This window comes from Peribacillus psychrosaccharolyticus ATCC 23296, assembly GCF_000305495.1.
In the GTDB taxonomy this organism is placed as follows: Bacteria; Bacillota; Bacilli; order Bacillales; family DSM-1321; genus Peribacillus; species Peribacillus psychrosaccharolyticus.
Genome location: NZ_AJTN02000090.1, coordinates 1 through 2,269 on the forward strand (window position 1 = coordinate 1; position 2,269 = coordinate 2,269).

Genomic DNA, 2,269 nt, shown 5'->3' on the forward strand with positions numbered 1-2,269 from the left:
GGAACGAATAAAATTGGTACCATCACCGCTTTTTATACGGTATTGGTTGACGGCGATGACATGAATGAACCTATCGCAGATGCTGTAAGAGGAATCTTAGACGGCCACTTTGTAATGGATAGGCAAATTGCCAATAAAGGTCAATATCCAGCAATTAATGTCCTTAAAAGCATTAGCCGGGTCATGAATAATATTGTTGATGCTAAACACAAACAATCAGCTGAAAATATGAGAGCTTCGCTTTCTACTTATATGGAATCAGAAGATTTGATTAATATCGGTGCATATAAGCGAGGAACTTCAAAGGAAATTGATGATTCAATAAAGAAACAACCGCAAATTATTTCTTTTTTAAAACAAGGGACCCATGAAAAAGTGTCTAAGGAAGAAAGTGTATTTAACCTTATACAACTCATGGAAAAGGGTGAATAGCTTTGAGTTATCACTATAAATTCGAAAAAATATTAACGATAAAAGAAAAAGAAAAAAATGATGCATCCTCAAAATACAATCAAGCGGTTAAAACTTTCGAATTAGCAGCCGAAAAGCTATATAGGACCTTGAGAAAAAAAGAAGAAATGCAAAATGTACAACAAGGAAGATTAAGTCAAGGATTAGCGGTACAAGACATTCGCCATCATCAAGCTTTTATGGACACCCTCGAGAAAACGCTTGAACGTATTCAACAAGAAGTTATGGAGGCGAGGTACCGAATGAATGCCTTTCAAGAAACCTTAGTTGAAAAAACCATTGAAATGAAGAAATACGAAAAAATTAAGGATAAAGATTATGCTAAGTTCCTTGATCAGGTAAAAGAGCTTGAAAACAAGAATATGGATGAAATTTCAATACGGCAATTTATAAATAAGGCAATTAGGTGACAACGATGAATAATGAAGCGGAAAAAACCGATAACAAACATAGTAAATTTCAATGGTTTCTAGTGACTGTATTTATTCCCGCAATTTTCACAGTGGTTGTAGCAACAATTGTTTTAACGATTTCAGATATTAATATTTTCACAAAGGCCAAAGAAGTTGGTGTAAAGATTCCGTATATCTCAGCTTTATTGGAAGAACCAAAATCCCGCCAAAGCGAGAATGTTAATCAGCAAAAAGAGAAAGTGGCAGATTTGGAAGTGAGAATAGCTGATCAGCAATCAGAAATTGATGCAATGGAAGGGCTGCTTGATGAAAAAGATGAAACCATCCAGCGTAACGATTTGGAAAAGCAGCAGCTTGAAACAGAAATTAATCAGCTTAGGCAGCAACAAGATGTAAATAAGCGTGAGTATAAGGACATCATTAAGACTTATGAAACGATGTCTCCCAAAAAATCGGCTCCGATTATAACAGCGATGAATGATGAAGATGCAGTGGGAATACTTGCTAATATGAACACAGATACACTGGCAGCTGTCATGGAACAAATGCCGCCTTCGGATGCCGCTCGTTTAATGAAGCAATTAACAGAAAAAGTAGAAAATCAGCAGCGATAAGCAGGTTGAGATGAGAGGGGGTGAAACAATGAATACAGGAGGAATACTTCTAATACCTGCATCTGGTGCTGGTGGTGAAACCAGTCAAGCTTCAGGTATAACAATTGAAAGTGCTCCCAATATGACAAAGTTCGGGAGTGTATTTACTGGAGCTTTGAAATCAGATGAACAACCGATAGTCATTGAAGAACCAGTTTCAGAACAACAAGTTCTTATTAATAGCCTGATATCCTTTCTAAATATCGACACGCTTACCGAGGTAGAAGAAATATCTGCTCAACAGATCGTCAGTACTGATCCACTTGAACTTGGTACAGATGAACTTATTCAAGCAATGGTGAAAGATCTTCCATCATTAATTAACCTAATAGCGGGTCTTGTTGAAGAAGGGGCACTCCAAGAAATAGAGCTTGATGTAGAAGAATGCTTAGTAACTCCTGAACAAGTGCTTACTATTAATCTCTTGGATTTGTATACCCTTATTAAAGAAATTGATGAAACAGATGTTGAAGAATGGAAAGAATCAAAAGCTGCTGGAATGGCAGAGGCTGTCAAATTGGCAAAAATACAATTGCTCGATGCAGATACACAAGTCATGAAGCCGCAGGATCTCCCGTTAACTAAAGAACTAAAACAGTTGCTTGAGAATATTTCGGCTAAGCTTGATAAACTATCGGGTACGAATATAGAAGTTAAAAAAGCAATTCAACAATAATAAGAAAAAACAGACAGGATTTACGCTGGATGCGCTAAGAAGCACGTTCACTCGAA

At 36.8% G+C, this 2,269-nt stretch carries 3 protein-coding genes and 1 pseudogene; all 4 read left to right on the plus strand.

Annotated elements, in window-relative coordinates; genetic code table 11:
- Positions 1–432: pseudogene (gene fliI / locus WYK_RS06095) on the plus strand (flagellum-specific ATP synthase FliI); the annotation flags it as partial.
- Positions 433–434: 2 nt separating this feature from the next.
- The gene (gene fliJ / locus WYK_RS06100; RefSeq protein ID WP_040373674.1) at positions 435–881 is read left to right on the plus strand and encodes a flagellar export protein FliJ; all 447 of its coding nucleotides are present in this window, start codon (positions 435–437) and stop codon (positions 879–881) included.
- 5 nt (positions 882–886) lie between these two features.
- Positions 887–1,498 carry a MotE family protein gene (locus WYK_RS06105; protein WP_040373675.1) on the plus strand — a complete coding sequence of 204 codons (612 nt, stop codon included), beginning with the start codon at positions 887–889 and terminating at the stop codon, positions 1,496–1,498.
- 28 nt (positions 1,499–1,526) lie between these two features.
- The gene (locus tag WYK_RS06110; protein ID WP_040373676.1) at positions 1,527–2,213 is read left to right on the plus strand and encodes a hypothetical protein; all 687 of its coding nucleotides are present in this window, start codon (positions 1,527–1,529) and stop codon (positions 2,211–2,213) included.
- The last annotated feature ends 56 nt before the right edge of the window (positions 2,214–2,269 follow it).